Genomic DNA, 26,390 nt, shown 5'->3' with positions numbered 1-26,390 from the left:
TCCTTGAACTTCGGGGACCGCAAATGTTTGGGAGGTAAAGGATAAATGACGTCTTGTTGTGGCAAAAGTTTGTAGAGCCGAAAGTGGAAAGAGCACTATCAGATTAATTATGAGTATGCGAGACCTGTAGCGCGTTTTATGCGGTAAGGAATGTTAAGACTTTATAGTATAGTGTTCTCATATTTCTTGCCCTTCCCGTAGTGTAAGGCTACCACAAAACCATGATCAGACTGACCTTAGTTATTCCGTTCTTGCTGGCTCTTGTCGTTTTCAGCGCCAGTAATCAGGACCCGCTGGATATGTGGCTTCTTACATATAGCTGGAAGAGCTCAGCGGGTGTTCTGGCACTCATTGTCGCGGCCGTCGCCTTTGTTATGGGGGCCTTCTGCCTGTGGGCGGCGGAACTCGTGCAACGTCGTCGGGCCCGCAAAGCTGAACAGCGTGTGCGTGAACTCGAAACCCAGCTTGCTCAGGCTCAGGCTGCGGTGGCTACCCGTGTTGGTGCACCTGCGCAGGCCGTCCCAGTCTCCGGCACTGTTGTGCCCCCTCCCGCAGAAGATTCGCTCTAATGACCCGCACAACCGGATTGATTGCCGCCCTTGATACGCAAAGCCCGCAGCAGGCGCAGGCTTGGGCAAAAGCTGTCGGGCCGTCAGCCGGGGCGGTGAAATTGGGGATGGAGTTTGCCTATGCGGCAGGCTTTCAGGCTGTGGCAGATGTTGCAGGCACAACCCCGCTGTTTCTTGACCTCAAGCTGCATGATATTCCGAATACAGTCGGGGCTGCTATCCGGGCCCTGTCGTATCTGCGTCCGAAAATGCTGACAGTTCATGCCTCTGGCGGCCGCGCGATGATGGAAGCTGCCCGCAAAGCGCGTGATGACGCATTCCCTGCGAATGACCGCCCGGCACTGCTTGCCGTTACCGTTCTGACAAGTTTGGATGATGCTGCTCTGGCTGAAACTGGCGTAGGTGACGGTGCCCGTGCGCAGGTGCTGCGTCTGGGTAAGCTGGCTATGCAGTCCGGCATGGATGGTCTGGTGTGTTCAGCCCATGAAATTGCTCCACTGCGGGATAGTTTGGGTGATGCTCCGTTGTTGGTCACACCGGGTATTCGTCCGGCAGGCAGTCAGGCAGGCGACCAGAAACGGGTCATGACACCGGCTGAAGCACGTAATGCGGGTGCTGACTGGATTGTTGTCGGGCGTCCCATCACGCAGGCTGAAAATCCCGCCGCTGCCGCTGCCGCTATTCTGGCTGAACTGACAGCCTGATGTCGTCTGGTTCCTTGCCCTCTCAAGGATTGCAGCGTGGTGTCAAAATCTGCGGGCTGACAGAAGAGGCAGGATTTGACGCCTGTATGGAATACGGGGCTGACTGGGTCGGCTTCGTATTTTTTGAACGCTCGCCGCGTAATATTACACCTCAGCAGGCGAATCGTCTTTCTGCGCGTCATGCGGGCGGTGCCCAGCGCGTTGGGCTCTTTGTGCATCCCGAAGATGACACCTTGGCCAGAGTTCTGGACGTCGTGTCGCTTGATGTTCTTCAAATCTATGCGTCTGATGACCGTGCAGCTTCTATCCGACACCGCTTTGGTCTGCCTGTCTGGCTGTCAAAACCTGTTGCATCGGCAGATGAACTTCCGACAGTTTGTGCTGTTGACCGCCTGCTGATTGAGCCCAAGCCCCCGACGACAGCGACACGGCCGGGTGGAAACGCCCAGAAGCTCGACTGGTCGGTATTGCACGGCTGGAAGCCCACTTTCCCATGGATGCTGGCCGGAGGGCTGTCTCCTGACAATGTGGAGCAAGCTGTTAAGGAAACAGGTGCCCCAGCCGTTGACGTCTCATCTGGTGTGGAAATACAGCCCGGTATCAAAAATCCTGATGCCATAAAACGCTTCATTCACAACGCGCGCGCGCCACTTTTCCATATAAATTGATCTCACAGGCAAATTTCCTCTTGCCACTTTGGCTGATCTTGCTATTACCACCTCCGCGCCGGAGAGATGGCCGAGTGGCTTAAGGCGCACGCTTGGAAAGCGTGTGTACGTTAATAGCGTACCCAGGGTTCGAATCCCTGTCTCTCCGCCATTTGATATATCCCATGACAGCCGTTAGCGCTCATAGCACATAAACAGTGGGGGTTTTCTGCTATTTGTGCACTCTATGACGCTCTGTGATGTTCCTTCAAGCTCAAGCATTGTGGGGGTATCATTTCAAGGGTGGGGGTATCGATGCTGACGGATGTTCAGTTGCGTCGCCTCACGCCACGCGAGAAGCCATACAAGCTGTCAGATACGGGTGGACTGTTCATTTTCGTGCAGTCTAGGTTCAGGACCTATTAATCTATTGAACTGAGCGAGAGGTTGTGATTCACAGGTATACCGATGGAGGTTAGGCTGTGAGTGATGTATGTTTGCTGTCTGAACGCCAGATGGAGCGAGTTGAGCCATTTTTCTCTCTGGCCCATGGAAGTTCCACGCGTAGATGAGCAGCGTGTTCTGAGCGGGATCGTTTATGTGATCTGCAGCCGTCTTCAGCGGAAAGACGCTCCGAAAGCGTATGGCCTGCATAAAACTTTGTATAATCGCTTCATCCGGTAGAGCCACTTAGGTATCTTTGACTGGATATTCGTTGCCCAGACAGAACAGGCTGGCCGTTCGAAGCGTCTAATGATTGATGCGACACATCTCAAAGCGCACCGGACATCGGTATCCCTGCTTAAAAAGGGGCTTCCCCCGCCATATCGGGCGGACAAAAAGGGGGCTTGAACTCCAAACTCCATGCCGTTTTGATGGTCAAGGCCGACCTGTTCGCCTGCATCTGACAGAGTGGGTCAAGTCAGGGACTTTTCAGTGGCGCAGACGTGCTTCTGGCGGACCTGTGGGATGAGACAGAAGAAGTCATCGGGGACAGAGGCTACAACAGCAACCAGATCAGATTATCGCTTGCAGAACGCACTATCACTGCCTGTATTCCGCCGAGGAAGAACCGGAAATCAAAGCAGTCTTACAACTGGAATCTATATAAAAAGCGCCATCGGATCAAAAATATGTTCGCAAAGCTGAAGGACTGGCGACGTGTTGCGATCAGCTTCATAATTCTATCTCAAGGAATGAGCCCTGAGCCTAGTGCCACAGTGTAACAAAAATACCGCACGTTTTATGGGAAAAATAAGCGCCTCTGTTTCTGTATCGACATAAATGAATTTCATTTGGTATCCCAAATGAACGTATATATCGTTCCAAAGGCTGCCAAATCATATGTCCCAGACAGCTCATCACAAACAGCGCTTGCCACTTTCATTCAAGCTGCTTTACGCGTTGCCTGTTCTTGCTGCCGGGATCCCCGCGCTGGCTCAGGCAGAAGCGCCTGCCAGCGTTTCCCACACCAAGCATGCCGCCGCTTCTAAAACGGCTAAGAAACACGTAGCGGGTGCAACTGCATCGACTGCAGCGCCGGCAAGTGTCCAGGCAGGTGCGCCGACTGTTATTACTAAAACAGGTTCGGCAAAGCACACCATTTCACAGGCGCGTGGAACAGCTGAAGAAGCTGGAAAGCCCGAAAGCGTGACCGTCATCGGGTCGCTCTTCAAAGATCCCAATCTGAAAAGCATGTCACCTATCACGCACATCTCTCGGCAGGATATGCAGCGGCGTGGTTTTGCCAACGTGACAGATGCTCTACAATCTCTTTCATCCAACGGCGCAGGCACCCTAAGCAACGCGTTTTCGGCCAACGGGGCATTTGCAGGCGGTGCGTCCGCGCCGTCTCTGCGTGGCCTGTCAACAGATTCAACACTGGTGTTGATGGACGGTATGCGTCTGTCCTACTACCCGTTGTCTGACGATGGCGAACGCAACTTCGTTGATACCAACTGGATGCCATCTTCCATTATGGAATCCGTTGATACCATGGAAGACGCTGGCTCATCCCTTTACGGAGCAGACGCTGTTGCCGGCGTTATCAATTACACCACGCGTAAAGAAATCAAAGGCTTCGAAGGAAACGCCGAAGGCGGTCTGGCTCAGGGCGGATTTGGTGGCCATCAGAAGCTGTATGCGACATACGGCGTAGGTGACCTGAAACGCGATGGTTACAACTTCTACGTCAACTCTGAATACCAGCAGGATGACGCGGTTTATAACCGCCAGCTAGACTACCCCTACAATACATCCAATCTGTCAGGGATTGGCGGCATTAACGGCATAACAAACGTCTCTGACGGTGCTGGTGGTATTGTCAATTTTGGCGCAACGCCTGTTGCCCTTGTGCGTGCGAGCAACGGTAGTACCAGTGGGACTGGTGCGTGGCAACTGCTCAACCCATCAGCAGGTTGTGGTCAATATGGGTCCGTTGTTACGGGCAAAGTTGCCGGTGCAGCAGGAACCAGCCAAGCCTGTTCACAAGATAGTACAAAAGACTATGCGCAGATTTCACCGTCTTTGCGTCGTGTGAGTGCAACAGCCCATCTAACAGTCGATGTGACGCCTCGGTCACAGTTGACCAGCATGTTTACGTATTCTCAGGCGCTTTCAGAATATACCGGCACCCCGTATGCTGCCCGTGCGCGCTCCCAATCACGTAACGCCGATACTTATAGCACTGCTATCCCTGTTACCCTGCCTGATGGTTCTCCCAACCCGAATAATATTCTGGGTGTGCCAGAACAGGTTATGTATTCCTTCAATGATCTGATTCCCAAAACCCAGCAGTTCAGTGAAAACTTTCGTGGGGCTGTTCGCTATAACGGCACTGCGGCCTCTCATTGGGGTTCTGACTGGAATTATGATATTAATTTTACCGGCATGAATACCATGCTCCAGCAGACCATTACTGGGGCACCTACAATTGCCGGCATTAAAAACGCTATTATCGATGGCACATATAATTTTGTGAACCCATCTGAAAATAGCCAAGAAGTTCTCAATTCTATTGCGCCCAAAAACGTCATGAATGCTCGTTCTCAGGAGTATTCGGGTGACATGCATGTTTCCAAAGGCCTGTTCAAACTTCCTGGCGGTATGGCTAACCTCGCTATTGGTGGCAATATTCGTTACGAAGCGCTGAATGACCCTAGCGCCAACCCGTACGACCGTAATAACCCGGATGCTCAGTACGTTGGGTATATCAATCCGTTCAATGCACAGGGTAGCCGTTGGGTCGAAGCTGGTTATTGGGAACTTGCTCTTCCCTTCCACAAAATGGTCCAGGCTGACATTTCCGGCCGTTACGATCATTACGCACAGGGAAGCGGATTTGGCCGTTATTCACCAAAAGCAGGCCTTTCATTTACACCTGTACGTCAGTTTACGCTGCGCGGCACTTTTTCTCGTGGTTTCCGTGTGCCCAGCTTTGCTGAAACAAATGGTATGAATGTTGCATACACCACGTACAACGTAACCAATCAAAACTTCATTAACCAGCATTTGAACGCAAACGGTACACCGAACAGCTATGCTCAGGCCTATAGTCTTGGGCAAAACACGGCAGGTAACCCAAATCTGAAGCCGGAAATTTCAACCAATTTTACGGGGTCCGCCATTATTCGTCCGACGGAGTGGATGAACTTCACATTTGGTTATTATTACGTCAAAAAAAGCAATTACATTGCACCAAACCCCTTGGGTGCAACCGCGATTGCGAATGCATGGCTTAATGGTGGTAATGCAGCATTGCCTGCTGGTACAAGCGTAACGCCAGATCAGATTGATACACAAAACCCCAATGGCCAAGTTCGCCCTTATATGGTCAACCTACAGTATCTGAATACCCGTAGCCTCGTAACTGATGGTGTGGATATGAAGATTAATGCCAATACCCGTCTGCCTGGTATTTTCCGTGATATTCGCCTGATCAGCACAGGACAGGCAACGTATGTCCGCTCTTTCAACCTGACCATGCCAGATGGCCGGGTGCAGCATTGGGCTGGCACACTGGCACCGTATAATGCCGTGTCTGCCTCTGGTACGCCGCGTTGGCGCGCTAACTGGTCGAATACATTTATCTGGAGAAATCTGGCTGTAACACCCACGGTCTATTATACTAGTGGTTACAAAAACGTAGCTGAAGACACTAACGGGCCGGGAACCCGTAGCTGTGGCGATAGTGCAAATCTGCTGGCTGGAAGTGCCTATGCACCAACCAATCAGTGCCATATCCGCAACTGGTGGGATGTTGACTTGAACGTGACCTATCGTATCAACGATCGTTGGCGCGTTTACACCACGGTCTATAATCTTCTGGGTTTCCGTGCTCCCGCTGATTACGGTACTTATGGCTCTTACCTGTATAACTCCTCATGGGCGCAGAAAGGGGCGATCATGCGTTCCTTCCAGTTCGGTGTGAACGTAACGCTGTAAATTTAAGAAATTATAACAAAAGTTTTTGGAAGACTATTTTTAGTCTTCCAAAAACAAAGTAATTTGGGATAATATAAATAAAAAAAGGAAAGAGATAGTCTCTTTCTTTTTTTATACAGTAAGAAAAATTTCTATTATTTGTTTGATAGCATTTAGAAAATATTCAAGAAAAAATAAACTCACAGTAAAAAATAAATTATTTAAAATTTAATTAAATTATAATGAAAGTTTCGTAAAAATATCTTCTTCAATTTTTGAAAAAGAAGAATATTGGCCGTGATGTTCCTGATCATAATCAGGGAAGCCATCTGCGGCAAACAGGTAGGCATCTCCATTTTTCGGGTTATACCAGAACCCTGAGTGGAGTCCATATGCATCACCCAAATGACCACGTAGCCCTCCTTTGTAATCACGATAGGGGCTATCAGGCCGACCATTGGTATCTTTGGCACCCGTTAATAAAAACAGGCTCATACCGTAGGCACTTAACGGATAAGGGCAAGCGCCATTGGTGCCGTTAAATGTCCATGTCGGCGTTTCCATAGCCTGAATCGTTTCTGCCTTCAGTAGTCTTGTGCCGTCCAGTGTGCCGCGTTGAATCATAAAACGTGCCAGACGTGTTAGGCCATCTAGCGAAATACGCAGCCCCCCTTGTGGAGAAAAAAGCGTTCCATTCGTACCGATTTTATAAGCAGACAGAGCATCGGTATTCCAGCCTTTTAGTGGAACAGTATCGACTTCGGCTTCGTATCCGGCAGGTTGATGCTGGTATAGGGTGGCCAGTCGTTCAGGGTGTTCCAATTCCTTTACATTATAGCCACCATCAATTTTCAACGGTTCCAGAACATTATGCGTCTGGTAATGGTCAAACCGTTCTCCACTAACCCGCTCAATGATAGTGCCCACCAAACCATAACAAAGGTTACAATAGGTGAAGTATTCTCCGGGTTTATGATCATCATGGTACGAAAAATGATAATCAGACGTGCCTGGTTTGTGGCTTTCGTCAAAAAACTGACTGACCGTTTTCCCCGGCGGTAGAACATACATGTCTCCATCACGAATGGTGGAGGTATGGTTCAGCAACATACGAACGGTGATGGGTGAAGAAGGATAGTCAGGATTGCGGAGTCTAAAGCCCAGATAGTCAGATACATCATGGTCAAGATTAATTTTGCCTTGCTCAACAAGTTGCATCAGGCCAATGGTTGTCACAACTTTTGAGATTGAGGCAATTCTGAAAAAAGTATCGTGTGAAACAGGTACTGTGCCAGTTGCATCACGACGGGCAAAGCCACCATAATACTGGTAAACAGGATGCCCGTTATGCAGCCTGACTGCGGCAATGGCTGCCAAAGGGCGTGTTTCACCGTGTTCAAGTACAGTGTCCATCGCTTTGTCAGTGGAACTCTGGGCCTGTGCGGAACCAGCCATGAGCGTTAAGAGTAAAGCACTTCCAATCGCATATTTCATATTATTTCCAGTAATTATAAAAATAGCTATGCAAGATAATATCCTATTCTGGAACAAGAATATTTTGGTGTACAGGAAATAGAGTGATCAGATCCTTTCAACGCCATGTTCTTAAACTTAGAGTTTTAGAAAAATCTGTTTGCGATACAAACTATACAGGGGCACAAAAACTATAAAAAGAAAAACTACAGAAAAAAGGAAAGATGTTATGTGTGTGGAAGGATGCCCACCTCGCACCATGTGATACATCCACCCTTGGAAAGAAGCGTGATTACCCATAGGGGATGGCAGCAGCAAAAAGGTTTTAGCCAGAAAGCCGGAAAACAAGAAAGCAAAGATCGCATTCATTCCAAAAATCTGGAAAAAAGCCAGAACAAAACGGAAAAAATGACTTTTTTTCTGCACCTGTAGGATGTCAAAAATCGTATCACAAATACTCAGGCAGCATAAAGCAGCACCCGTCGTAAAAACGGTGAAAGAACTGGTCCAAAGAGATTTATTTAACGGGAAATAAACTCCCCATATCTGCCCCAGAACAAGACAGGTTATACCACAAGCCATGAAAACTGTGGCTCGTACTGATGGACGGATATCCCGATTTTTGAACAGTTGGCCAGCCAGCACACCAGTGAGTGTCGTTACAATAGCGGGCAGAGTGCTCAATAACCCCTCTGGGTCAGATGTTTTGCTGTAGAGAACGCCACTATGCAGCCACTTCTGACACCATGCTGCAAAATGTTGATCAATCCATGCGACCATATTCAGTTGCGGATCAAGGAATGCAAAGTTGTATCCGGGCCATCCTGATCCTGGCACTGGGAGTGCATAGAGAATTGCCCAGTAAGCCAGAAGAACTGCAACGCTTATACAAAAGAGAATGCGCGCTTTTCGTATAAAAAGGTAAAGCGTTGCAACGGCCATATAGCAAAGCGCAATCCGCGTCAGAACACCCAAAAACCGCAAATGCGTGGAATGGAAAAAAGGATACAAGCTTAATAATAATTTCAGAGCGATGAGTGCTGTTCCACGCCACGCAATATGCGCCATGAGCCGATTACGCGGCGTACCATTTTTGAGCCGACGATCAAACGAAAAAGGAATAACACATCCCATTAGGAAAAGAAAAAATGGGAAAACAAGATCAGCCGGAGTGCAGCCATTCCATTCAGCATGTTCTAACGGCGACCATACCTTGTTCCAGTCACCCGGATTGTTGACAAGGATCATAAATGCAACAGTTGCACCCCGCAGAATATCAATGGAAACAATGCGAGGTTGGGAGAAAGCCGTCTGGCCTTTCTCCCCTATCGGTAGCCTAGAAATGAACCTGTGCCTTCAGATAAACATAGCGTCCAGAATAATCGTAGATTCCGGGGGCTGTATTGTAGGAACCGTTTGCATAGAATGTCGGGTCTTGTCCTCCCAGATTTTTGACGCCGCCAGTAATGGTATAGATATTGCCGGTATAGGTAAGCATCAGGTCATGATAAAATGTTGGGTCAACTTTATACCACAGAGACAATCCTGGCCCGTAAGAGGAATTAGGGTAATAGTGGAAACCATCAATATAACGCAGCATGTATGTTAGCGCCCACGGACCATGCGTATAGGTAATGGTACCGTTGGCAACCCATTTCATTGGGCCATAATCAGTCCCAAGATAGCTCACAAAAGGCTGGTTGGGTTGTGTCTGGGTTTTATAGGCCATGACATCCTGAATATCCGCACCAAACGTCAGGGCATTGTTGTAATTGATCGGCACATGATAGCTGGCGTTAATATCCAAACCGTCTTCAATGAACGCTCCCATGTTGCTCTGATATCGGTTGACCGGGTTAAGCTGCCCATTCAGGTCTCGACCGTTCAGAATAGAGCAGTAGGAGCTTGAAAGATTTACGCTGCTGTAACAGCCATTCAACTCGGTTGAAAGGGTAGGGTAGCCAATGGTCTCGGTAATGTGGGTATGGAAGTAATCAACCGTTGCCATAAAGCCGGGTAGGAAGCGTGGCGTGATGACTGTACCAATAGTATAAGTGCGTGAGATTTCAGGTTGCAGATGGATGTTACCGCCCGTCTGATACTTGATAACACCGTTATTCTGTTTGAACGTATTCGGGTTGATGCCTTGTGCGCGGCAGTTGCTCGCTACGATTGACTGCAAGGAACTTGGGAAGGTGCCGATATACGCACACGGATCACGCGTGCCCGTCAGGCTGATCAGATTACCCTTATAAAGCTCCTGAATGGTGGGGGCGCGGAACCCGGTTGAGATATTCGCCCGGAAACTGATATCAGAAACCGGGGCGTAAATGAGGCCCGCGTGCCAGTTATAAGTTTGACCATAGGTGTTGTAGTTTGAAAAACGCCCTGACACTTCAGCGGATAAAGCCTTCGCACCTGGAAGATCCTTCAGAAGCGGGATACTTAGTTCTCCAAAAACTTCTGTCACATTGTAGCCACCGCTTGTATCCGTGCGGTAGGAGTTTGAATTCAGCCCAGCCTTATCTTCCCACGAAGCATGCCAGTAACCGTCCAGACTACGGTGTTCCACACCAACAGAAAGACCCAATGGTCCATAAGGAAGTTTTGCAATATGTTTGTTAGAGAAAGTCAACTGCACATCACGTAGTTCCTGCGCAGAAGGATAGGTGTCTGTAAAACCGATATAGTCTGCTGCTTCGCGTGACATGCCGCCCGAGAAGGGATTATACGATGCACAGCCAGCAGTGTTGGCGCATAAATTAGGGTCATAATACCCTTCTGTCGAACCTGCGCCACCAGTCTGATGAAACCCGAGTGAATTCTCCAGGTTTCTCCAGTTTACCTGATTGCTTAGGCTGGAAGAGGTCGCTGTTTTTCCGTAGGAGAAAAAGCCATCATAGGTCCATCCGCCTGAATGCGGTAATGAACCGCGCACCCCGCCGGTGAACTGATACATATTGACGTTGCCGTAACCGTATTCTCGGCCCAAGCCGAACATACGTTGGTACATGGCCACGTCTTCACCAAATGGGTTGCCGGGTGTGCCAGACGGCACCACAACAGCCCCCGAATTGCCCGTCAGCGTTGTTGCAGGAGTGGCCACATACATAGGCGTGCCAACATCCTGCGTCTGGGTGTGGGTATAATTGGCCGTCATGTAAAGCTGAACAAACTCGTTAACGTCAAAATGGCCTGTACCAGATAAGGCCCCCCACTGCTGTTGAGAGATAATCTGATTATCTTTGGAATAATCGTAATTATCATTCCAGCTATAGGGGCGGTATCCACCATGTCCGTCAGAAATAACAGATTGCGCAATACCGTCGCTTTGCGCTGTTAGCGGCGCACCGCCGTTCAAGGCGGCAAAAACAGGCTGGGGTCCATATTGTGACCCAAAATATTGGGCCTGACCGGGTGGATTGTTAACTTTTGCTTCTTCCATTGCCCATTTGCGCTGATCCGCTGCCATGGGGGCCTGATAGTTATAGGAGCCGGCGATTGTAAAGTTGCCGCGGTCGTGCATGAAGTTGAAACCATGCGCAATGGTTACGTTAGCCGTCTGGTTATCACCATATTCACTAATGCCACCGTTGCTGGTAATCGTAGTGCCAGTAAAATTCTTTTTGAGAATAATATTGACCACCCCTGCAATCGCATCTGACCCATACGTGGTTGATGACCCGTCTTTTAGTATTTCAATCCGGTCAACCATTGCAGGAATGATGGAGTTAACATCAGGGCAATCTACAGATCCGTTCCCATTCACCATACGGTGGCCGTCAACCAGAACAAGTGTTCGGGCAACACCTAAACTCCGAATATTCAGGCACGAACCACCATCGTTGCTGAACGTATTGCCCGAAAACCCCATGGAAGGAATATGAGCAAAAACGTCTCCCAATGTCATGGACGATGATTTTTGAATCTGCTCACCCGTAATCATGGTGACAGGCTGAATCTCGGCTGTTTCTTTGGCTCCCAGATGCGTGCCCACAACAGTAATGGTCTCGTTTTTACCATCTGCTGTTGATGAAACCTTACTGCTTTTAGAGGATTTGTTGGTAATCGCCTTGCCTGTGGTTGTGCCGGGTAAGGAGATAATCTGGGCATGCGCGTCAGTCGCCCATCCATAACAGAAAGCAGAAATGCCTAATAATAGCACTGTCTTTCTACAAAAAACTACGCTCCGCATAACCTTCCGCCTCCGGCAATGCCATTTAAATACGATATAGAAATATTTCAGAAGAAAACGGGGATGTGTCTATTTCGAAATTATTGCGTGTCATTAGCCAAGGGTTAAGGCTGCCTTTTACAGGAGCATGCTATCAGACGCATATAAACCGCTGAACTGTCATAATTTATTAAAAATTAAGAATAAAAACGGAAGCGAAATCCTTACAAATTATGTCCGCAAGATTGCGAGAAAGTTATGATAAAGAAGGGTGTAGAATGCAGAAAACGTAAAATAAGAGTGGTTTTTCATCATTTTGACGAGGGAAAAAGGAGGATGGTCGGCAGTTAACCTTGGTCTTACGGATTCTCTTATATAAAAACTATAAAATATTAAATATATTTTTAGTATTTTCTTGGGAAATGGTTTGTCTGTGATAGAATTGGCATGACACACAGACGCAAAGGGAAATTATGTGAAGAAAACCATTCTTGCAGCCTCGTTGCTTGCCATGAATATCCCTTGCTTTTCTGCGTATGGTCAGGAGGCTCAATCGACCATGATTTTTCGTATCACTCCTTTGAAACCTGTTGCGCAGCTTATGGAGCAGGCGCGCAAAGAGCGCCCTCCTGAATCCGGGCCTGGGCTGCGGCAACCCGAACTGGTCGATTTGGCAGCGTTATCACCGGACTTCAAATTTGATGTGCGCTACGCCACAGACAGGAATTTTCTAGGTGTGCCTGTTTATGCGTCCTCGCACGCTTTTCTGGAAAAACCGGCAGCGGAGGCTCTTTCGCGTGTTTTGGCGTTTCTAAAAACGAAAGGCTACGGGCTTTTGATTTTTGACGCCTACAGACCATGGTTTATTACAAAGGTTTTCTGGGATGCCACCCCCGCTGACAAACACCAGTATGTTGCTAATCCGCAGACAGGATCGCGTCATAATAGAGGCTGTGCTGTTGATCTGACGCTGTATGATCTGAAAACCGGCGCACAAATTGAGATGCCTAGTGGCTTTGATGAAATGACGGAACGGGCGCATTCCGACTACGCCGGGGCGACCGCTCAGCAGAAAGCAGCGCGGCAACTGCTGAAAGACGCAATGCAGAAGGAAGGCTTCACGCAGCTTCCGGCTGAATGGTGGCATTTTGATTATAAAGACTGGGCGCTTTATCCAATCCAGAACATTCCGTTTGAAGAGCTATAAAAAGCTCTTCAAATCCGTTTATTTCCCTTGATGTAGTGTTAACCAGCTACCGGCGACATCAATACCAATCGTTGTTGGTTTGTAGGCTTCTGGCGGCGCGGTGAAAATATTATCCACGTAGGTCTGTGGGTTTCTATCATATAGTGGAAACCAGCTTGACTGGATCTGGATCATAATCCGGTGGCCCGGCAGGAACGTGTGGTTGGTGAGAGGAAGCGCCATTTGATAAACCTGTGGCACGTTTGGAGTAATGGGTTTGGGGTGTTCAAAACTTTCTCTATACCGGCCGCGTAAAATATCAGCACTTACCATAAGCTGGTATCCACCCATTTCCCGCTGATCCGGCACTTCGTCAGGGTAAACATCAATCAGTTTAACAACAAAATCTCCATCTGTGCCCGTGGTTGTGGCTGTCAGATGCACTTGGGGTTGCCCTGTGACGGAAACAGCTTTTGTCAGGACATCCGACGTAAAGGTTGCAACATCCGTGCGTGATGACGCCGCTCTCTGGTCTGTTACCAACCATCCATCCCATTCAGAATTGGGCGCGCCGCGGGTTATGACAGGTTGCTTAACATAAGGCACAGGGTGTTCAGGGTCAGACACATAAGACACAACTCCGGCTTCCCCTTTTGGGGCATCCAGCCCCAAACCATGATGGGCTAAAAGGTGAAGTGTTACACAGTTGGTTATGCAATCCTGTTTTGGCAGAGCAGGGGCTGTCTCCCACTCGTTTGTCCCGGTATGAAAGGCCGTGACGTGTGCCGGGAGCGGTATTGAGCTGTCTTTCAAATAATGCGCCAGAAAAGGGGCCAGAATATTCTTGCGGAAATACAAGCCGGTATCAGAGTGAAATTTTACAGGGCCAAGTGTGCTCCCGTCCTTGATTTCGCCCCCATGATTCCACGGTCCTACGGCCAGCCATAACAGTGGGTTTGATGCAGCCTGTTTCTGAACTGTGTAGTAAAATGAAATAGCGCCGTAATTATCTTCCTGGTCCCACAGGCTGTGAACAAGCATTGTGGGTACTGTCAGTTTCTGGTCTGCAAACAGACGATCCATTGCCTGTGTCTGCCACCAGCTATCATAGGCTGGGTGCGCCAGAATCTGTCGAAAAAAGCCAATCTGGTCCATACCATGTGCTTTACCAATGGCACCGGCTGAAATACCATTTAGAAAAAGCTGGTAGTTATCAAAACTGTTCGTCCACCATTTGAACGTATTTTTTTGCGATGCATCCTGATTATAAATATAGGAAAGCATTTCTTCTCGAAATGCACCATGATGGAACCAGTCATCCCCCATCCATCCATCAACCATGGGGTTCATGGGAACCGAGACTTTTAAGGCCGGGTGAGGGTGGAACAAGGCTGTTATGCTGGTATATCCGTCATAGGAAACACCGATAATGCCAACTTTACCGTTGCTTTGCTGCAGATTGTGCACCAGCCATTCTATTGTGTCCCACGTATCCGTGCTGTGGTCTGTCTGACTGGTATTCAGCGGCCCACGCATGGGTTTGTTCATGATATACTGGCCTTCAGACCCGTATTTGCCACGAACGTCCTGCACCACACGAATATAGCCGCCTTCTTTAATAACATCTGGCATGTTGTCATAGCCTTGCAGAACGGATGCCATTGATCCGCTTTCTGCCTGAGATGTCATATGGTCGGCATTGTAGGGGGTGCGTGTCAGAAGAATTGGGGCATTATGTGCTGTTTTTGGAATCAGAATAACGGTGTGAAGTTTGACCCCATCGCGCATGGGAATCATGACTTCTTTACGAATAAAATCGAAACTATCTGTATTGACTGTGAAATTTTTGGGCATGTCATACTGAATGGAATTATTCGCGTCTGACGCCTGCTGTGCGTAGGCAGGGAAAGCTGTAGTCGCCAGAACAACCAAAAGGGAAAGCTTTTTTTTCATAATTGCCCCTAAACGCAAAAAAGTCAGGGCAGCGTAGAAATGCTGCCCTGACCACTCTAAAGGAAAGTATTAAAATTCAGCAGAAACAGTGCCAAAGAACTGGCGTGGTGCGGCTACGAACAGGTTGGCGTTATTGTCGCCCTGAACCGATGCTGCACCATACACCCCACCAATATAGTTTGAATCAAACAGGTTGGTAATACCGAAGGTCGCTTTCAGGTTCTGGGTAAAGCCGATTTTCCCAAAATTGTAAGCCAGATTCATGTTTGCGACCCAGTAAGACGGAATTTTTTGGTCATTCAGATAGGTCATGGGGCGGGAGCCAATATAGTTCACGTTGAAGTTGAACATGGCGCGTTTGTAGGTGTAGTTCAGGTTCGCTTTATACATAAACTTCGGATAGTAAACCTGATGTTTTCCTTTAATGTTGTAGTTTGTGCCACCATAATTGATTGACCGGCTCTGGTATTCAGCATTGTTCCAGCTAAAGCTGTTGGTAATTTCCAGCCCTTCAAACGGGCGGATTGTGCCCATCACATCCGCACCGTTCATGGTTTCACGGCCGACGTTCAGATAAGCACTGTTGGCGTTGTTAGCTGTGCCTTCTGTGATTGATGCAAGACGGTTGTAGTAGTCCGTGTGATAGAAGTCAGCCGATGCAGAGAACAGATGTGTGTCGTACCGATAGCCCACAACGTAGTTCCATGTTCTTTCGGGTTTCAGCACTTTTTTGTTGGCATTGAACACCTGCTGTGCGGTGTAAGACGAATTACCCAGACCACCCCACGCAGTGCTGGTCGCAGTCTGTGAATAATAGTCATAAGCCCGCATATTTTCAGCAATATCCCAATAAAATTCATGATGATCAAGAAAGTGATAATCAAAATTGAAATGGGGCAGGAAGGCCGCAGATGCGGTCAATGTGCCGTTAGCCGCGTGGCGGTAATAGGTGTTCCAGCCTTCTGCTGTCAGTTGCTGTGTGTAGTCATCTTTCGTGCCGCCATGGGTTGTCTGTGTCAGGGATTTGAAACCTGCCAGCAGGTTCATGCCCGGAATAATGGTCCAGCGGTCTTGCAGGAAGAACTGAAACGTATTGGTGTTGAATGAGTTATTATACCAGGTATGACCCGTGCCCTGCTTGAAATCTGACAGCCAGTTATGGGCAGATGTCAGGCCGTCTTCATACAACCGCTGATTGTAAATCCAGTGATTATTTTCATACCAGACACCGGTTTCAATGCGGTTATGGTGTGGTGCTTCAATCGTAAATTTCTGCGTTCCCCCCAGACGCCGCATGAATGCATGCGCCATGGAAAGCGCCATGGGTACGCCAGAGACAGTGCCGTCGGCCTGAAGTTCTGGTGTGCCATAGGTTGGGGATGTCACAAAATTGTTTGTTCCACCATGCACAGCACTACTTACGTTGCCGTAAATAACAGTGTCTGACTTTACGTTTTTGAACAGATCATAATGGGTGTTGATGGAAGACAGATAGGTACGCTGAATCTGCGATGCATCCCAGGCGTAATCGCCAATTTCATCGTTTGACAGCAGACCTTCATAGCCCGGTGGCACGTCAGATGTGTACTGTGCGTAATAGGCCCACAGTTTTGCTTTTTCGTAATCAGGTTTCAAATATGTGGAATAACGCCCCATTGTTTTCCACATATTTTTTGTCATTGTCAGGTAGTTACCCTGCGTAAAGTTACCGTAGCCAAAGAAGGCTGTCACTTTACCGCGGTTGCCCAGCGGCTGAACCACTTTGGCATCCGCCTGCAATTCGCTCTGATAACCCTGACCTTTCCACATATTGGTTTTGGTGCGGGCGAAGGACGCATAGAACTTGGTGCCGGTGGAATTCAGCACACCACTATCGACGCGCCCATAGGTGCGGAATGCATTATAGCTGCCAAAAGTCTGGCTGATTTTACCACCCGCTTTGTCTTTTGGGTCTGACGATACATACGTCATGGCTCCACCCAGATTCTGGGCCGAGAAGGAGTCAAGCGCGCCAGCACCCTGAGACATGGTCATGCCGCCAATGTCGTCCTGAATCATGGCCTGCGTGATGGACACACCGTTATAGTTGGCAAAACCCTGCGTTCCCATCGGGATCCCGTCCAGAGTTGCGCCAATCTGCATTTGCGTAAACCCGCGCATGTAGAATGTGTTGCCATACGTATCCAGACCGAAGGCATCGGTTGACGTAAAGTTTGCCCCCGGTGTGGTCTGGGCCAGAATTTGCATCGGGTTTGTGCCCTCTACAAAGCGGTCCATGACTTTGCGGGTCACAGCAACTTCCGGGCCACGGCTGGCGACCCTGCGGGTGCTGACGTTGATTTCTTCACTGTCTTTGCTGTGCATTGGACCTGAGCGGCGGTGCCGTGCCGGGGCTGCACTTGCGGTGCGAACGGGGGCTACGGCCGCCGTTTTGCCGGACTGGGTGTGCAAAGGCTGCTTTTTGGTGTGCGCATGGGTATGTGCGGTTGCGGCGACAGAAAGGGAAGGAGTGAGCAGAAGAGAAGTGAGTGCTGTGCCAAAAAGCAGAACTGACCGGCTATACTGTCCACAGATTGCCGCACATCTGTCGCTCATCTCATATCCCTTTTCATATCGTAACGATATATTGTGTATAAATCCCATGCGGGCTGAGTATAATCCGCAAAGGTTCCGATCACGTTTCGGTCACATTATGTTGTTAATACGCAACGTATTCTGTCAATGTGAAAAAATTTAATACGCTATAACTTCGTGTTAAGTGTTGCGCAAAAGAGACATTCGATGCGATATAAAAACAATTAGGAAAATTGAAGCATTGCTATGTTATAAGCTTTAATCAGTATTCTTCTGTTGTTTTTTCTTGTTAAGAAATGTGTGGTGTCTGCAACATAATGTCAGCCGGCACACTAAGGGCCCACTTCACACCGCCTTCTGGGAAGGTGTAGCTTATTTTCACCCCCTTGGCGTTAGCCGGATGGCGGGCAATCAATATACTTCCGAAGCCAGTCTGGTCAGGCACATGCACATCTGGACCATGGGCTTCCTGCCAGTCCATGCGGAAAATTTTGCCAGTCTCTGTTGTCTCAATATCCCACGAAATGGTCACAACACCCTCCAGATTGGAAAGTGCGCCATATTTGACCGCATTTGTTGTGAGTTCATGCAAAGGAAGGCCGATAATTTCAGCCATATTTTCCTTCAGGCGCAAAGAAGGGTCTCCTTGCAGAATAATCCTGCTACCCAGCAGATCCCCCGCAACCGCTGTCTGAGACAAAATCAGATCATGTACGGTCATGGCGGCCCATTCGCCTTTGACCAGAACATCCTGACTTTTTGCAACGGAAATCAGGCGTTTATCGAGCACACTGACGTAATCCGCTTTCGGGTCAGGCACAGTGCGGCGAATCAGCGCCTGAATGACTGCCAGCGTGTTTTTAGAGCGATGATTCAGCTCGTGCATCAAAAGCTCAATTCGCTGCTCGCTATGGTGCTGCACCGTTACATCGCGCGAGATGCACAGAATGGCATCTACCGCGCCAGACGCATCAGGGACGGGGCTGAGCAGATTGTCCCAATAACGAGGGTCTTCATCAGGCACGCAGCTCATGCCGGAAAAACGGGCATGTTTACCGTTGCGGGCTGCGTGTAATGCCTCTTCTCCTTTTTCACGCACTTCCTGCGGAAGGAGCGGAAGCCACTGCATGCCAAAGCCGGAGTGTTCGTCCACGCCCAGTGCCATGCAGCCACTTTTGTTCATGTGTTGCAGGCGTCCGTCAGGGGTCAGCACCTTGATGCAGTCCTGACTGATATTGAGCATATCCATCAGAAGCTTGTTTTTTCTGACCAGCCCCAGTTCGGTCTGTTTCCGGTCTTCAATATCAGTCAGGGTCAGAAGCCATAGCAGCACCTGCCCCTCGACCACCCGATACGGTGTCAGCCTTACCATCCGCCAGAATGCGTCATTCCGCGTGTTGCGTAACAGTATGTCCTGCGAAAAGGGCAGTCCCTGCGGAAGCGCCTGTTTTACAATCTTCTGAAGGGTGACGCTATCTTCGTCAGAAAGAAGAGTTTTCCAGTCTTCAGGATGATCTTTTTCTATTGTTTGCAGGTCGCTATCGTTGGCCCATGCCTGATTGAAGAAGACAGATTGTCCGTGGTGTGTCAGCACGGAAACGGCGTCTGATAGGGTATTCAGGATTGTTTTTTCGGTTAAATCTAAACAAAATGTTTTCAGATTATTGGTATTAAAAGCGTCTTTGGGAAGTATGGATTTGTTCATTGTAAAATTCGTGACACGTTCAACTCACGCTCCCAAAGGATCTACTTAAAGTAGGCTAGGGGTATTTATAGGAAGAAAGGTCAGAATGGAATGAATTTTACAATATCGACGCATTGTTTATAGTTTGCACCTGACTGATATATCAAAAAAATGGTGAGGTTCCTGAAAGAACCCCACCGTGTAATTGCCAATTTCTTACAGGTTTCCAATGACTTTCAGCCCGACCAGCGCCGCGTCAGGAATACGCGATGTCTCACCGGGGCGGATCATGTATTGAAATTCCGGTTGAACAAGAATGCCCGGAAATGCGTCAATCGCGTAGTAGGCTTCAATAACGTGGGAATCTGTCTGTGGAGCCAGAACCTGTGCACCCAGCGATAACCCTGCATTCTGCGCGTAAATCTGGCCAAGTTCTTTGCGGTGGCTGACGTGATACCACGAATACAGAATACCCAAACGGTCCGTGACCCGTGACGGAATAACCCCGTTAAAAGACAGGCCGCCATAAGCTTCATCAGAAATGGATGAAACATGCGGGGTGTTATGAATATAACCTGCCATCAGATAGCCGCCAGCCATCTGGTTACGGCCCCCTTTACGGTAAATCATCTGGTCGCCTTCAAACCAGAACATATCCATTGGGGCGCTGCTTAGACGGTGCGGGGCAACAACTTTGTTGGCTGGCGCAGTGCCCAGAACATCCGGGTAGCGTGATGTGTCGTGGGCATAGCCAAACACATAATGCCCCGGTAGCCGGTTTCGTGTCAGGAACGGCTGCCACGTAAATTCAATAGGCAGCATAACACCCGTCGTATTTTCACTCCCCCACGCCCAGCCGCTTGGGTTGTTCAATAAAGGACTGACCTGATAAGCGCCCAACTGCATCATGGTATCGCGCGTCGGGCGGAAGCGAATGCGGCTGCCCCATGTTGCTTTCGGGTAAACTGCAAAGCCCGGATCAACTTTCAGAGCCACAGGCGCAGAACACGTGACCATGAACGAGCAGATAAGCGGCGATGTCGCAAAAACGTGCGTCAGGGACATACGGCCGAAAGTAATGTCCATGCGGTTATTCATGAACTTCTTTTCAGCGTAAAAATCGACCAGATGGGCAACAACATGCCCGGATAATCCGTAAACTTCCATCAGGTTTACGTAATAATCGCCTACGCGGTCATGTGATACCTGGCGGCCTGCACGGTTCATCAGCAGGGTATGGATAGACCATCCGTTCCAACCGGCCATTTTCCCCAGATCAAAGTTCATCTGAAGGGTTAATTCATGCACGTAATCCATGCCACGCTGCATGCCGCCATGAATGTTGGCCATCGCTTCCCCTTTGTAGGAGAACGAAAACACAAACCCTTTTTTCTGCAACCGTTCCCGAAAAGGCATGATCGGTTGAAAAAGATGCCCGCTCCCTGCCGTAGGCACATAATAGGGGTCATCCATGTCAGTGCGCCGCTGGGCATCGACTTCCGAGGGCAGCAGCCAGGAAACGCCCTCTTTCCCGGACAGATCATCCAACTCCATTTTATGAAAGTTGTTTCTACTGCTGTAGTTATCCGTACTGGGTACCACCATGGTTGCAAGTCCGGGCCAAGGTGAGATTGGCACGCCGCTTGCAGGCAGAGGGGAGTTCTTGGGGCGCACCAGCACTTCCGGGTCTGGCCCCAGATCCGAACTGGATTGAGAAATGGTCGGCTCAACAGCCAAAGGCTTTGGCGGGGATGGTGTGTCGTCAGCGTATGCGGCGGGTGCTGCGTAAAGACCGCACAAGCCAGAGGAAAGGAGCGCGGAAAAAAGGACAAACTTCTTCCGTCGGCGTAAAGAATGAAAGGAGGAATACATTATCTGACCATTGTAGATAGGTGGCTCACCGGCCAGAAAAGGAACTATAAAATACCAAGGCAGAATCAGGGTTTTTCTGCTTCAAAGCATTTGAGCCGAGATATCATGAAACTGAAAAAAATATTTAACTATAATGAAATACAAAGAACACGTTCTCGTGACATCAAACGAAAAAAGCTCTTCCGGCATTTGCCGGAAGAGCCCTTCCTAACGCGTCTTTTTATGAAAAAGCGTTAAATCAGACAGCCTGTGGTTTGCGAGAGTTTGCAGAGGCAACCTTCTTGCCCCACTGAACCAGCGTATCGGTGCAGTCCTGACGGTCAATCTTGCACTCAATAATCGTTGGGCCACGGCGGTTGGCCTGTGCTTTCTTGATGGCGTCTTCTAGTTCTTCCGCTGTGGTGGCGTGCAGGCCAAGCCCATGCCCTTCACCCGCGTTGAACACTTCCATCAGCCCTGCATAATCCCAGTTCTTGATGTAGTTGTATGGGCCATCATGAATTGCAATTTCAATGACGTAGCCACGGTTGTTCACCAGGAAGATGATAACAGGCAGTTCGTAACGAACCATCTGTGCCACTTCCTGCGCCGTAAGCTGGAAGGAGCCGTCACCAACCATCACAACATGCTGGCGGTCCTGAGACCCCATGGCATTCCCGAATGATGAGGGAACAGACCAGCCAATGTGGCCCCACTGCATTTCCAGTTCCACACGGGCACCGCGCGGCAGCGTCATGCGCATTGCGTTGAACCAGGAATCGCCGGTTTCAGCCACAAGCGTTGTGTCAGATGTCAACATTGCGTTGATCTGACGGGCCATTTCATCATTCGTCAACGGCGCTTTGGCATCCGCTTTCGGGAATGCTGTTGGCGTATGGGATGATGCTTTGGCAGAAGCAGGACGAGCCGGCGCTTTGGCAGCCAGAGCTGTCAGGAAGTCGCGCAGCGCAAAGCCTTCAAATGTCTGCCCTTTGATGGTCACGCGGTTGGGTTCTGCCAGCAGAACTTTGTCGCCCTTGGGCCATGCTGTCCAACCGACGGTTGAATAGTCATTGAAGACTGGTGCAAGGCAGATGATGGCGTCGGCTTTTTCAACCAGTTCCTGCGTGCCGGGGGAGGAGACTTCACCCCAGTAAAGGCCACGGAAACCGGCATGGTCTTCGGGGAAAAACCCTTTTGCAGCAGCCATGATTGTGACAGCGCATTCCAGCTTGTCAGCCAGTTTTTCAGCTTCTGCCTGTGCACGTGCGGCACGCAGTTTGCTGCCAACCAGAATGACTGTGTTTTCTGCGCCTTCAATCAGCTTTACCGCAGCAGCAACAGCGGCATCCAAGCTGGTTTTATCGGGTGCGGGTTCAGACAGCAGGCTGGAAACAGGGCCGGGGCGGGGGCATTCCTGCGCAGAGACGTTACAGGCAATTTCCAGATACGCTGGTTTGCTTTCACGCAGGGCAGTCCGAATGACATGATCAATTTTTGCAGGTGCAGATGCCGCATCCGTAATGCTTTCTGCTGCACAGGTAACGTGCTTTACCATTTCCATCTGGTAGCCGTAATCGGTGCTACCAATGGTGTGGTGCAGAATATGGCCTGAACCATAGTCATTGCTGTTGGGGGAACCTGAAATCAGGATAACCGGCAGATTTTCAGCATATGCACCGCCAATGGCGTTCATTGCGGAAATAGCGCCAACGCTGAAGGTCACAACAGCCGCAGCAGCGCCATGCGCGCGGGCATACCCTTCTGCACTGAAGCCACAGTTCAGTTCGTTACAGCAGTAGATCTGCTGCATATCCTTGTTGGTCAGCAGCTGGTCGAGAAGAACAAGATTGTAATCTCCAGCGACAGCAAAATGATGTTTCAAGCCAATCTGTGCCAGACGGTCGGCAAGATACATCCCAACGGTATAAGTCATGATCAATCGTTCCCAATTCTCTTGCGGAGAAATAGCTACACCGCCTTCTAAAACACCCACTTCATATAAATGTCCACTATATCAAAAGCACCTTATCCATACATAAAACATATACCAAACAACGGTTACGTGCTTTTTGCAGTGGCACTCATTCAGCCTGAAACACAGGGGAAACAACAGGATAGGAAGATTTTCCGGGGTAAAGGATGGGGATCAGCATAAAAATAGATATTGAGAACAATTCTCATTAAGTGTATGACGCGCTTCTAACGTATCGCTGAATGGATGCTGTCCCTGCGTCGGGAAAAGAAAATGGCAACAGCAATGTCGTGTTCATCATGCTTTTCAAAATGCGGGTAATTACAAAAAATTTTGATTTTTACTTCGTCTTGACAGGACGAAGTGAATTGGACACAGAACAAATTCCATTCCTCTGGAAAACAATGAGAGATCTCCAGCCAGCGCAGGCTGCCCGGCCCTGCCTGAAAATGGTTGCTTTCCCGTAGCGGAAAGGTTGCGGGTTACCCGCATGCTCTCATTCAGACCCCAGTGTATCTGGATTGAATTGTAACCGTGCCCTGTCAGCCTGCTGTCGGGGTCATATTTGAAAACACTGGAGTGACAACATGGGTGGCGTTCAACCCGTAGATCACCAATCCCCCATAGCGGGCGCGTATCGCGTCTTATTTTCTCTTATCAGTCTGGCCGTTGGGTTGGTGCTTGCTTATGGCGGCAGCAAACTGCTCATGCTGGGTGGGTCAGCATACTATCTTCTTGCTGGGCTTGCTTATTGCGTGCTGGCTGTTCTGGTTTTCCTCAGGCACCGTTTCACGCTTGCATTCTCTATTGTCACGTTTGCTGCGACGTGTGTCTGGGCATTCTGCGATACGCCTGAAATTGGCTATTGGGCATTGTTGCCCCGTCTTGTGGTGCCCGCCATCCTGTTTACGCTCAGCCTGTGGGCGGCAGCAACATTCCCGGCAACCAGTCTGACCGTTCGTCGCGGTAGCGTGGCAACGGGCCTTGGCATTGTCGGCTGTCTTGTGGTCACTCTGGTCGAAGCGTTCTTCCCGCACGGGCAGATCAGCAATCCAGACGCAACGCCAGCTTCTCCGCAGGTGGCGCAGGCTGACAAAATCGATGCCCCGGAAGATTGGGAATTCTTTGGTCGGAATGCTGCGGGCACACGCTACGCGCCTTACACCCAGATTACGCCAGACAATGTCAGCAAGCTAAAAGTGGCATGGGTGTATCATACGGGCAGAAGAACGCACGGGGCTGGTGTCGGGGTTGATGAAAACACGCCACAGCAGATTGGCAACGTGCTGTATTCCTGCACACCGGAAGATCTGATTACCGCTCTTGATGCCGATAGCGGCAAACCGTTGTGGAAGTATGACGCCAAGGCCCGCACTGCCGAACACGTCACCTGCCGCGGTGTTGGCTATTATGATGCCGATAAAGATGCCAGCCTGACGGCTGAACAGAAAGCCGCCGACACCAACCCGATGTGCCGCCAGCGTGTTCTGGTCTCAACGGTTGATGCACGTTTCATTGCGCTTGATGCCCATACGGGTGCCCTGTGCTCTGGCTTTGGTGACAACGGGATTGTCGACCTGAAAAAGCAGATGGGCCCGGTTGAAGCTGGCAAGCGTTACCACCCAACCTCTATTCCTGTGGTCATGGGCCATGTTGCCGTTATCGGTGGCTGGGTGCGTGACATTGTGCATGGCGAACCATCCGGTGTGGTCCGTGCCTATGACGTGCGCGACGGCTCTCTGGTCTGGGCGTGGGATGTAGGCGACCCTGAAAACACGCAGGCTCCGGCAGAAGGGCAGACCTATACACTTGAAACGCCCAACGTCTGGACCATCCCGACGTATGATAAAGACCTGAACCTCGTTTACCTGCCAACCGGCAACGGGCCGCCTGATTATTGGGGTGGGGATCGTACGGTTGCGAAAGAAAAATTCGGTGCTGCTGTTGTCGCTGTGGACGCCACGACAGGCAAAACCAAATGGGTCTTCCAGACCGTGCATCATGACGTCTGGGATTATGACCTGCCGTCACAGCCCGTTCTGTTTGATGTGACAAATGCGCAGGGCGAAAAAGTTCCGGCGCTGATCCAGACTACTAAAACAGGCCATATCTTTGTTCTCGACCGCCGCACCGGCCAGCCGGTGACCGAGGTTCAGGAACGCAAGGTGGCCACAACACCCGCAGCACAGGGCGAGCACCTTTCTCCCACCCAGCCGTTCTCTGTTGGTATGCCGACCATTGGCGCAGACCCGCTGACCGAAAGCTCCATGTGGGGTGTCAGCACGTTTGACCAGCTCTATTGCCGCATCATGTTCAAAGATTCCGTCTATGAAGGTCCGTTCACCCCACCGGGTGAAAAACCTTACATTGAATGGCCCAGCCTTCTGGGTGGCATGAACTGGGGTGGTATCTCTATTGATGAAGCCCGCGGTGTCATGTTCGTCAATGACATGCGTATGCCGCTGCGCATGACGCTGGTGAACAAGGAAGAAGCCAAGAAATATAAGGTTTCAACTGACGAGGTTCCCGGCTTCATGGGCACCATTCGTCCGCAGGTTGCCGGTCCTTACGCCGGGGTGCGCATTGATATCCTTCAGTCTCCGTTGCAGGTGCCGTGCAACACGCCGCCTTTCGGCACCATGAGCGCGATTGATCTGCACACCAAGAAGCTACTGTGGCAGGTGCCTATGGGCACAACACAGGATCTGGGACCAATGGGTATCAAGACCCATCTGCCAGTGCCTATGGGTATGCCCACACTGGGTGGCCCGACAACCACAGCATCCGGGCTACTCTTCTTTGCAGGCACGCAGGACTACTATCTGCGGGCACTTGAATCTGCCACAGGCAAGGAAGTCTGGCGCGAACGTCTGCCCGTTGGTGCAGTCGCAGCACCGCTTATCTACCGCTCGCCCAAAACCGGAAAGGAATACGTCGTTATTTCCGCCGGGGGGATGAGCCACTCTCCAGATGTAGGCGATTACATTATTGCCTACACACTGCCTGAAGGCGCAGCCCGTTAATTTCTTTTCGTTTTAGTCTGATTGGTAGGAGCCCCCCGTTTTTAAGCGGGGGGTTTTTTGTTTGTTTTGCTTTTTTTTTGTGTTGTTTGAGGGTGTTGAGGGGTGGCTTGGTCCGATTCAGTGTTGGTTTTCTGGGTTTTTTGGTGATTTTTGTG

At 49.8% G+C, this 26,390-nt stretch carries 14 protein-coding genes and 1 tRNA gene; 7 read left to right on the top strand and 8 right to left on the bottom strand.

Going from position 1 to position 26,390, the window contains the following annotated elements:
- Nucleotides 1-221 precede the first annotated feature (221 nt).
- The 5 genes from Abin_RS13735 to Abin_RS13710 all read left to right on the top strand — a co-directional run bounded on the left by Abin_RS13735 (nucleotide 222) and on the right by Abin_RS13710 (nucleotide 6,363).
- A complete protein-coding gene (locus Abin_RS13735; RefSeq protein WP_048847917.1) occupies nucleotides 222-569 on the top strand; it encodes a lipopolysaccharide assembly protein LapA domain-containing protein in 348 nt (115 codons plus the stop codon).
- The gene (gene pyrF, locus Abin_RS13730) at nucleotides 569-1,273 is read left to right on the top strand and encodes an orotidine-5'-phosphate decarboxylase (RefSeq protein WP_048847913.1); all 705 of its coding nucleotides are present in this window, start codon (nucleotides 569-571) and stop codon (nucleotides 1,271-1,273) included. The genes Abin_RS13735 and pyrF overlap by 1 nt, the downstream gene beginning before the upstream one ends.
- Nucleotides 1,273-1,941: a phosphoribosylanthranilate isomerase gene (locus tag Abin_RS13725; RefSeq protein ID WP_048847911.1), complete on the top strand. Its 669-nt coding sequence runs from the start codon at nucleotides 1,273-1,275 to the stop codon at nucleotides 1,939-1,941. The genes pyrF and Abin_RS13725 overlap by 1 nt, the downstream gene beginning before the upstream one ends.
- A gap of 60 nt (nucleotides 1,942-2,001) precedes the next feature.
- Nucleotides 2,002-2,092 (top strand) — tRNA-Ser (locus Abin_RS13720).
- A gap of 1,172 nt (nucleotides 2,093-3,264) precedes the next feature.
- Nucleotides 3,265-6,363 carry a TonB-dependent receptor domain-containing protein gene (locus Abin_RS13710; protein WP_048847905.1) on the top strand — a complete coding sequence of 1,033 codons (3,099 nt, stop codon included), beginning with the start codon at nucleotides 3,265-3,267 and terminating at the stop codon, nucleotides 6,361-6,363.
- 216 nt (nucleotides 6,364-6,579) lie between these two features.
- Here Abin_RS13710 and Abin_RS13705 read toward each other — a convergent pair whose 3' ends face one another.
- The 3 genes from Abin_RS13705 to Abin_RS13695 form a co-directional block, all read right to left on the bottom strand.
- A complete protein-coding gene (locus Abin_RS13705; RefSeq protein ID WP_048847903.1) occupies nucleotides 6,580-7,836 on the bottom strand; it encodes a serine hydrolase domain-containing protein in 1,257 nt (418 codons plus the stop codon).
- Nucleotides 7,837-7,953: 117 nt separating this feature from the next.
- Nucleotides 7,954-9,063: an acyltransferase family protein gene (locus tag Abin_RS13700; RefSeq protein WP_048847901.1), complete on the bottom strand. Its 1,110-nt coding sequence runs from the start codon at nucleotides 9,061-9,063 to the stop codon at nucleotides 7,954-7,956.
- 88 nt (nucleotides 9,064-9,151) lie between these two features.
- Nucleotides 9,152-12,010, bottom strand: a complete 2,859-nt coding sequence (locus Abin_RS13695; protein ID WP_084593656.1) for a TonB-dependent receptor domain-containing protein — start codon at nucleotides 12,008-12,010, stop codon at nucleotides 9,152-9,154.
- 454 nt (nucleotides 12,011-12,464) lie between these two features.
- On the opposite strand from Abin_RS13695, the gene Abin_RS13690 reads away from it, so the two are divergent.
- Nucleotides 12,465-13,196, top strand: coding sequence for a M15 family metallopeptidase (locus Abin_RS13690; protein ID WP_255319398.1), 732 nt, complete (start codon nucleotides 12,465-12,467; stop codon nucleotides 13,194-13,196).
- Nucleotides 13,197-13,214: 18 nt separating this feature from the next.
- On the opposite strand, the gene Abin_RS13685 is transcribed toward Abin_RS13690, so the two are convergent.
- The 5 genes from Abin_RS13685 to Abin_RS13665 all read right to left on the bottom strand — a co-directional run bounded on the left by Abin_RS13685 (nucleotide 13,215) and on the right by Abin_RS13665 (nucleotide 23,173).
- Complete coding sequence (locus Abin_RS13685) at nucleotides 13,215-15,128, bottom strand: CocE/NonD family hydrolase (RefSeq protein ID WP_048847944.1); 1,914 nt, start codon at nucleotides 15,126-15,128, stop codon at nucleotides 13,215-13,217.
- Nucleotides 15,129-15,197: 69 nt separating this feature from the next.
- Entirely contained in the window at nucleotides 15,198-17,723 is a 2,526-nt protein-coding gene (locus tag Abin_RS13680) for a TonB-dependent receptor domain-containing protein (protein ID WP_048847898.1), read from the bottom strand.
- Between the two features lie 268 nt (nucleotides 17,724-17,991).
- Nucleotides 17,992-19,407 (bottom strand): PAS domain-containing sensor histidine kinase, encoded by a 1,416-nt coding sequence (locus Abin_RS13675; RefSeq protein ID WP_048847896.1) that lies wholly within the window; start codon nucleotides 19,405-19,407, stop codon nucleotides 17,992-17,994.
- A 195-nt stretch (nucleotides 19,408-19,602) separates the two neighbouring features.
- Nucleotides 19,603-21,123, bottom strand: a complete 1,521-nt coding sequence (locus Abin_RS13670) for a carbohydrate porin (RefSeq protein ID WP_237596007.1) — start codon at nucleotides 21,121-21,123, stop codon at nucleotides 19,603-19,605.
- 373 nt (nucleotides 21,124-21,496) lie between these two features.
- The gene (locus tag Abin_RS13665; RefSeq protein WP_048847893.1) at nucleotides 21,497-23,173 is read right to left on the bottom strand and encodes an alpha-keto acid decarboxylase family protein; all 1,677 of its coding nucleotides are present in this window, start codon (nucleotides 23,171-23,173) and stop codon (nucleotides 21,497-21,499) included.
- 626 nt (nucleotides 23,174-23,799) lie between these two features.
- Between Abin_RS13665 and Abin_RS13655 the strand changes: the two genes are divergently transcribed.
- Nucleotides 23,800-26,235: a membrane-bound PQQ-dependent dehydrogenase, glucose/quinate/shikimate family gene (locus Abin_RS13655; protein WP_048847889.1), complete on the top strand. Its 2,436-nt coding sequence runs from the start codon at nucleotides 23,800-23,802 to the stop codon at nucleotides 26,233-26,235.
- Nucleotides 26,236-26,390: the final 155 nt, after the last annotated feature.

It is taken from the genome of Acetobacter indonesiensis, from assembly GCF_000963945.1.
In the GTDB taxonomy this organism is placed as follows: domain Bacteria; phylum Pseudomonadota; class Alphaproteobacteria; order Acetobacterales; family Acetobacteraceae; genus Acetobacter; species Acetobacter indonesiensis.
Note: the sequence above shows the minus strand (reverse complement) of the source record. Positions and strands in the feature narration are given on the sequence as shown.

Excerpts from the sequence above, each read along its gene's own strand:
- Abin_RS13735 (WP_048847917.1), top strand. The coding sequence starts at position 222 with ATGATCAGACTGACCTTAGTTATTCCGTTCTTGCTGGCTCTTGTCGTT.
- pyrF (WP_048847913.1), top strand. The coding sequence starts at position 569 with ATGACCCGCACAACCGGATTGATTGCCGCCCTTGATACGCAAAGCCCG.
- Abin_RS13725 (WP_048847911.1), top strand. The coding sequence starts at position 1,273 with ATGTCGTCTGGTTCCTTGCCCTCTCAAGGATTGCAGCGTGGTGTCAAA.
- Abin_RS13710 (WP_048847905.1), top strand. The coding sequence starts at position 3,265 with ATGTCCCAGACAGCTCATCACAAACAGCGCTTGCCACTTTCATTCAAG.
- Abin_RS13705 (WP_048847903.1), bottom strand. The coding sequence starts at position 7,836 with ATGAAATATGCGATTGGAAGTGCTTTACTCTTAACGCTCATGGCTGGT.
- Abin_RS13700 (WP_048847901.1), bottom strand. The coding sequence starts at position 9,063 with ATGATCCTTGTCAACAATCCGGGTGACTGGAACAAGGTATGGTCGCCG.
- Abin_RS13695 (WP_084593656.1), bottom strand. The coding sequence starts at position 12,010 with ATGCGGAGCGTAGTTTTTTGTAGAAAGACAGTGCTATTATTAGGCATT.
- Abin_RS13685 (WP_048847944.1), bottom strand. The coding sequence starts at position 15,128 with ATGAAAAAAAAGCTTTCCCTTTTGGTTGTTCTGGCGACTACAGCTTTC.
- Abin_RS13680 (WP_048847898.1), bottom strand. The coding sequence starts at position 17,723 with ATGAGCGACAGATGTGCGGCAATCTGTGGACAGTATAGCCGGTCAGTT.
- Abin_RS13675 (WP_048847896.1), bottom strand. The coding sequence starts at position 19,407 with ATGAACAAATCCATACTTCCCAAAGACGCTTTTAATACCAATAATCTG.
- Abin_RS13665 (WP_048847893.1), bottom strand. The coding sequence starts at position 23,173 with ATGACTTATACCGTTGGGATGTATCTTGCCGACCGTCTGGCACAGATT.
- Abin_RS13655 (WP_048847889.1), top strand. The coding sequence starts at position 23,800 with ATGGGTGGCGTTCAACCCGTAGATCACCAATCCCCCATAGCGGGCGCG.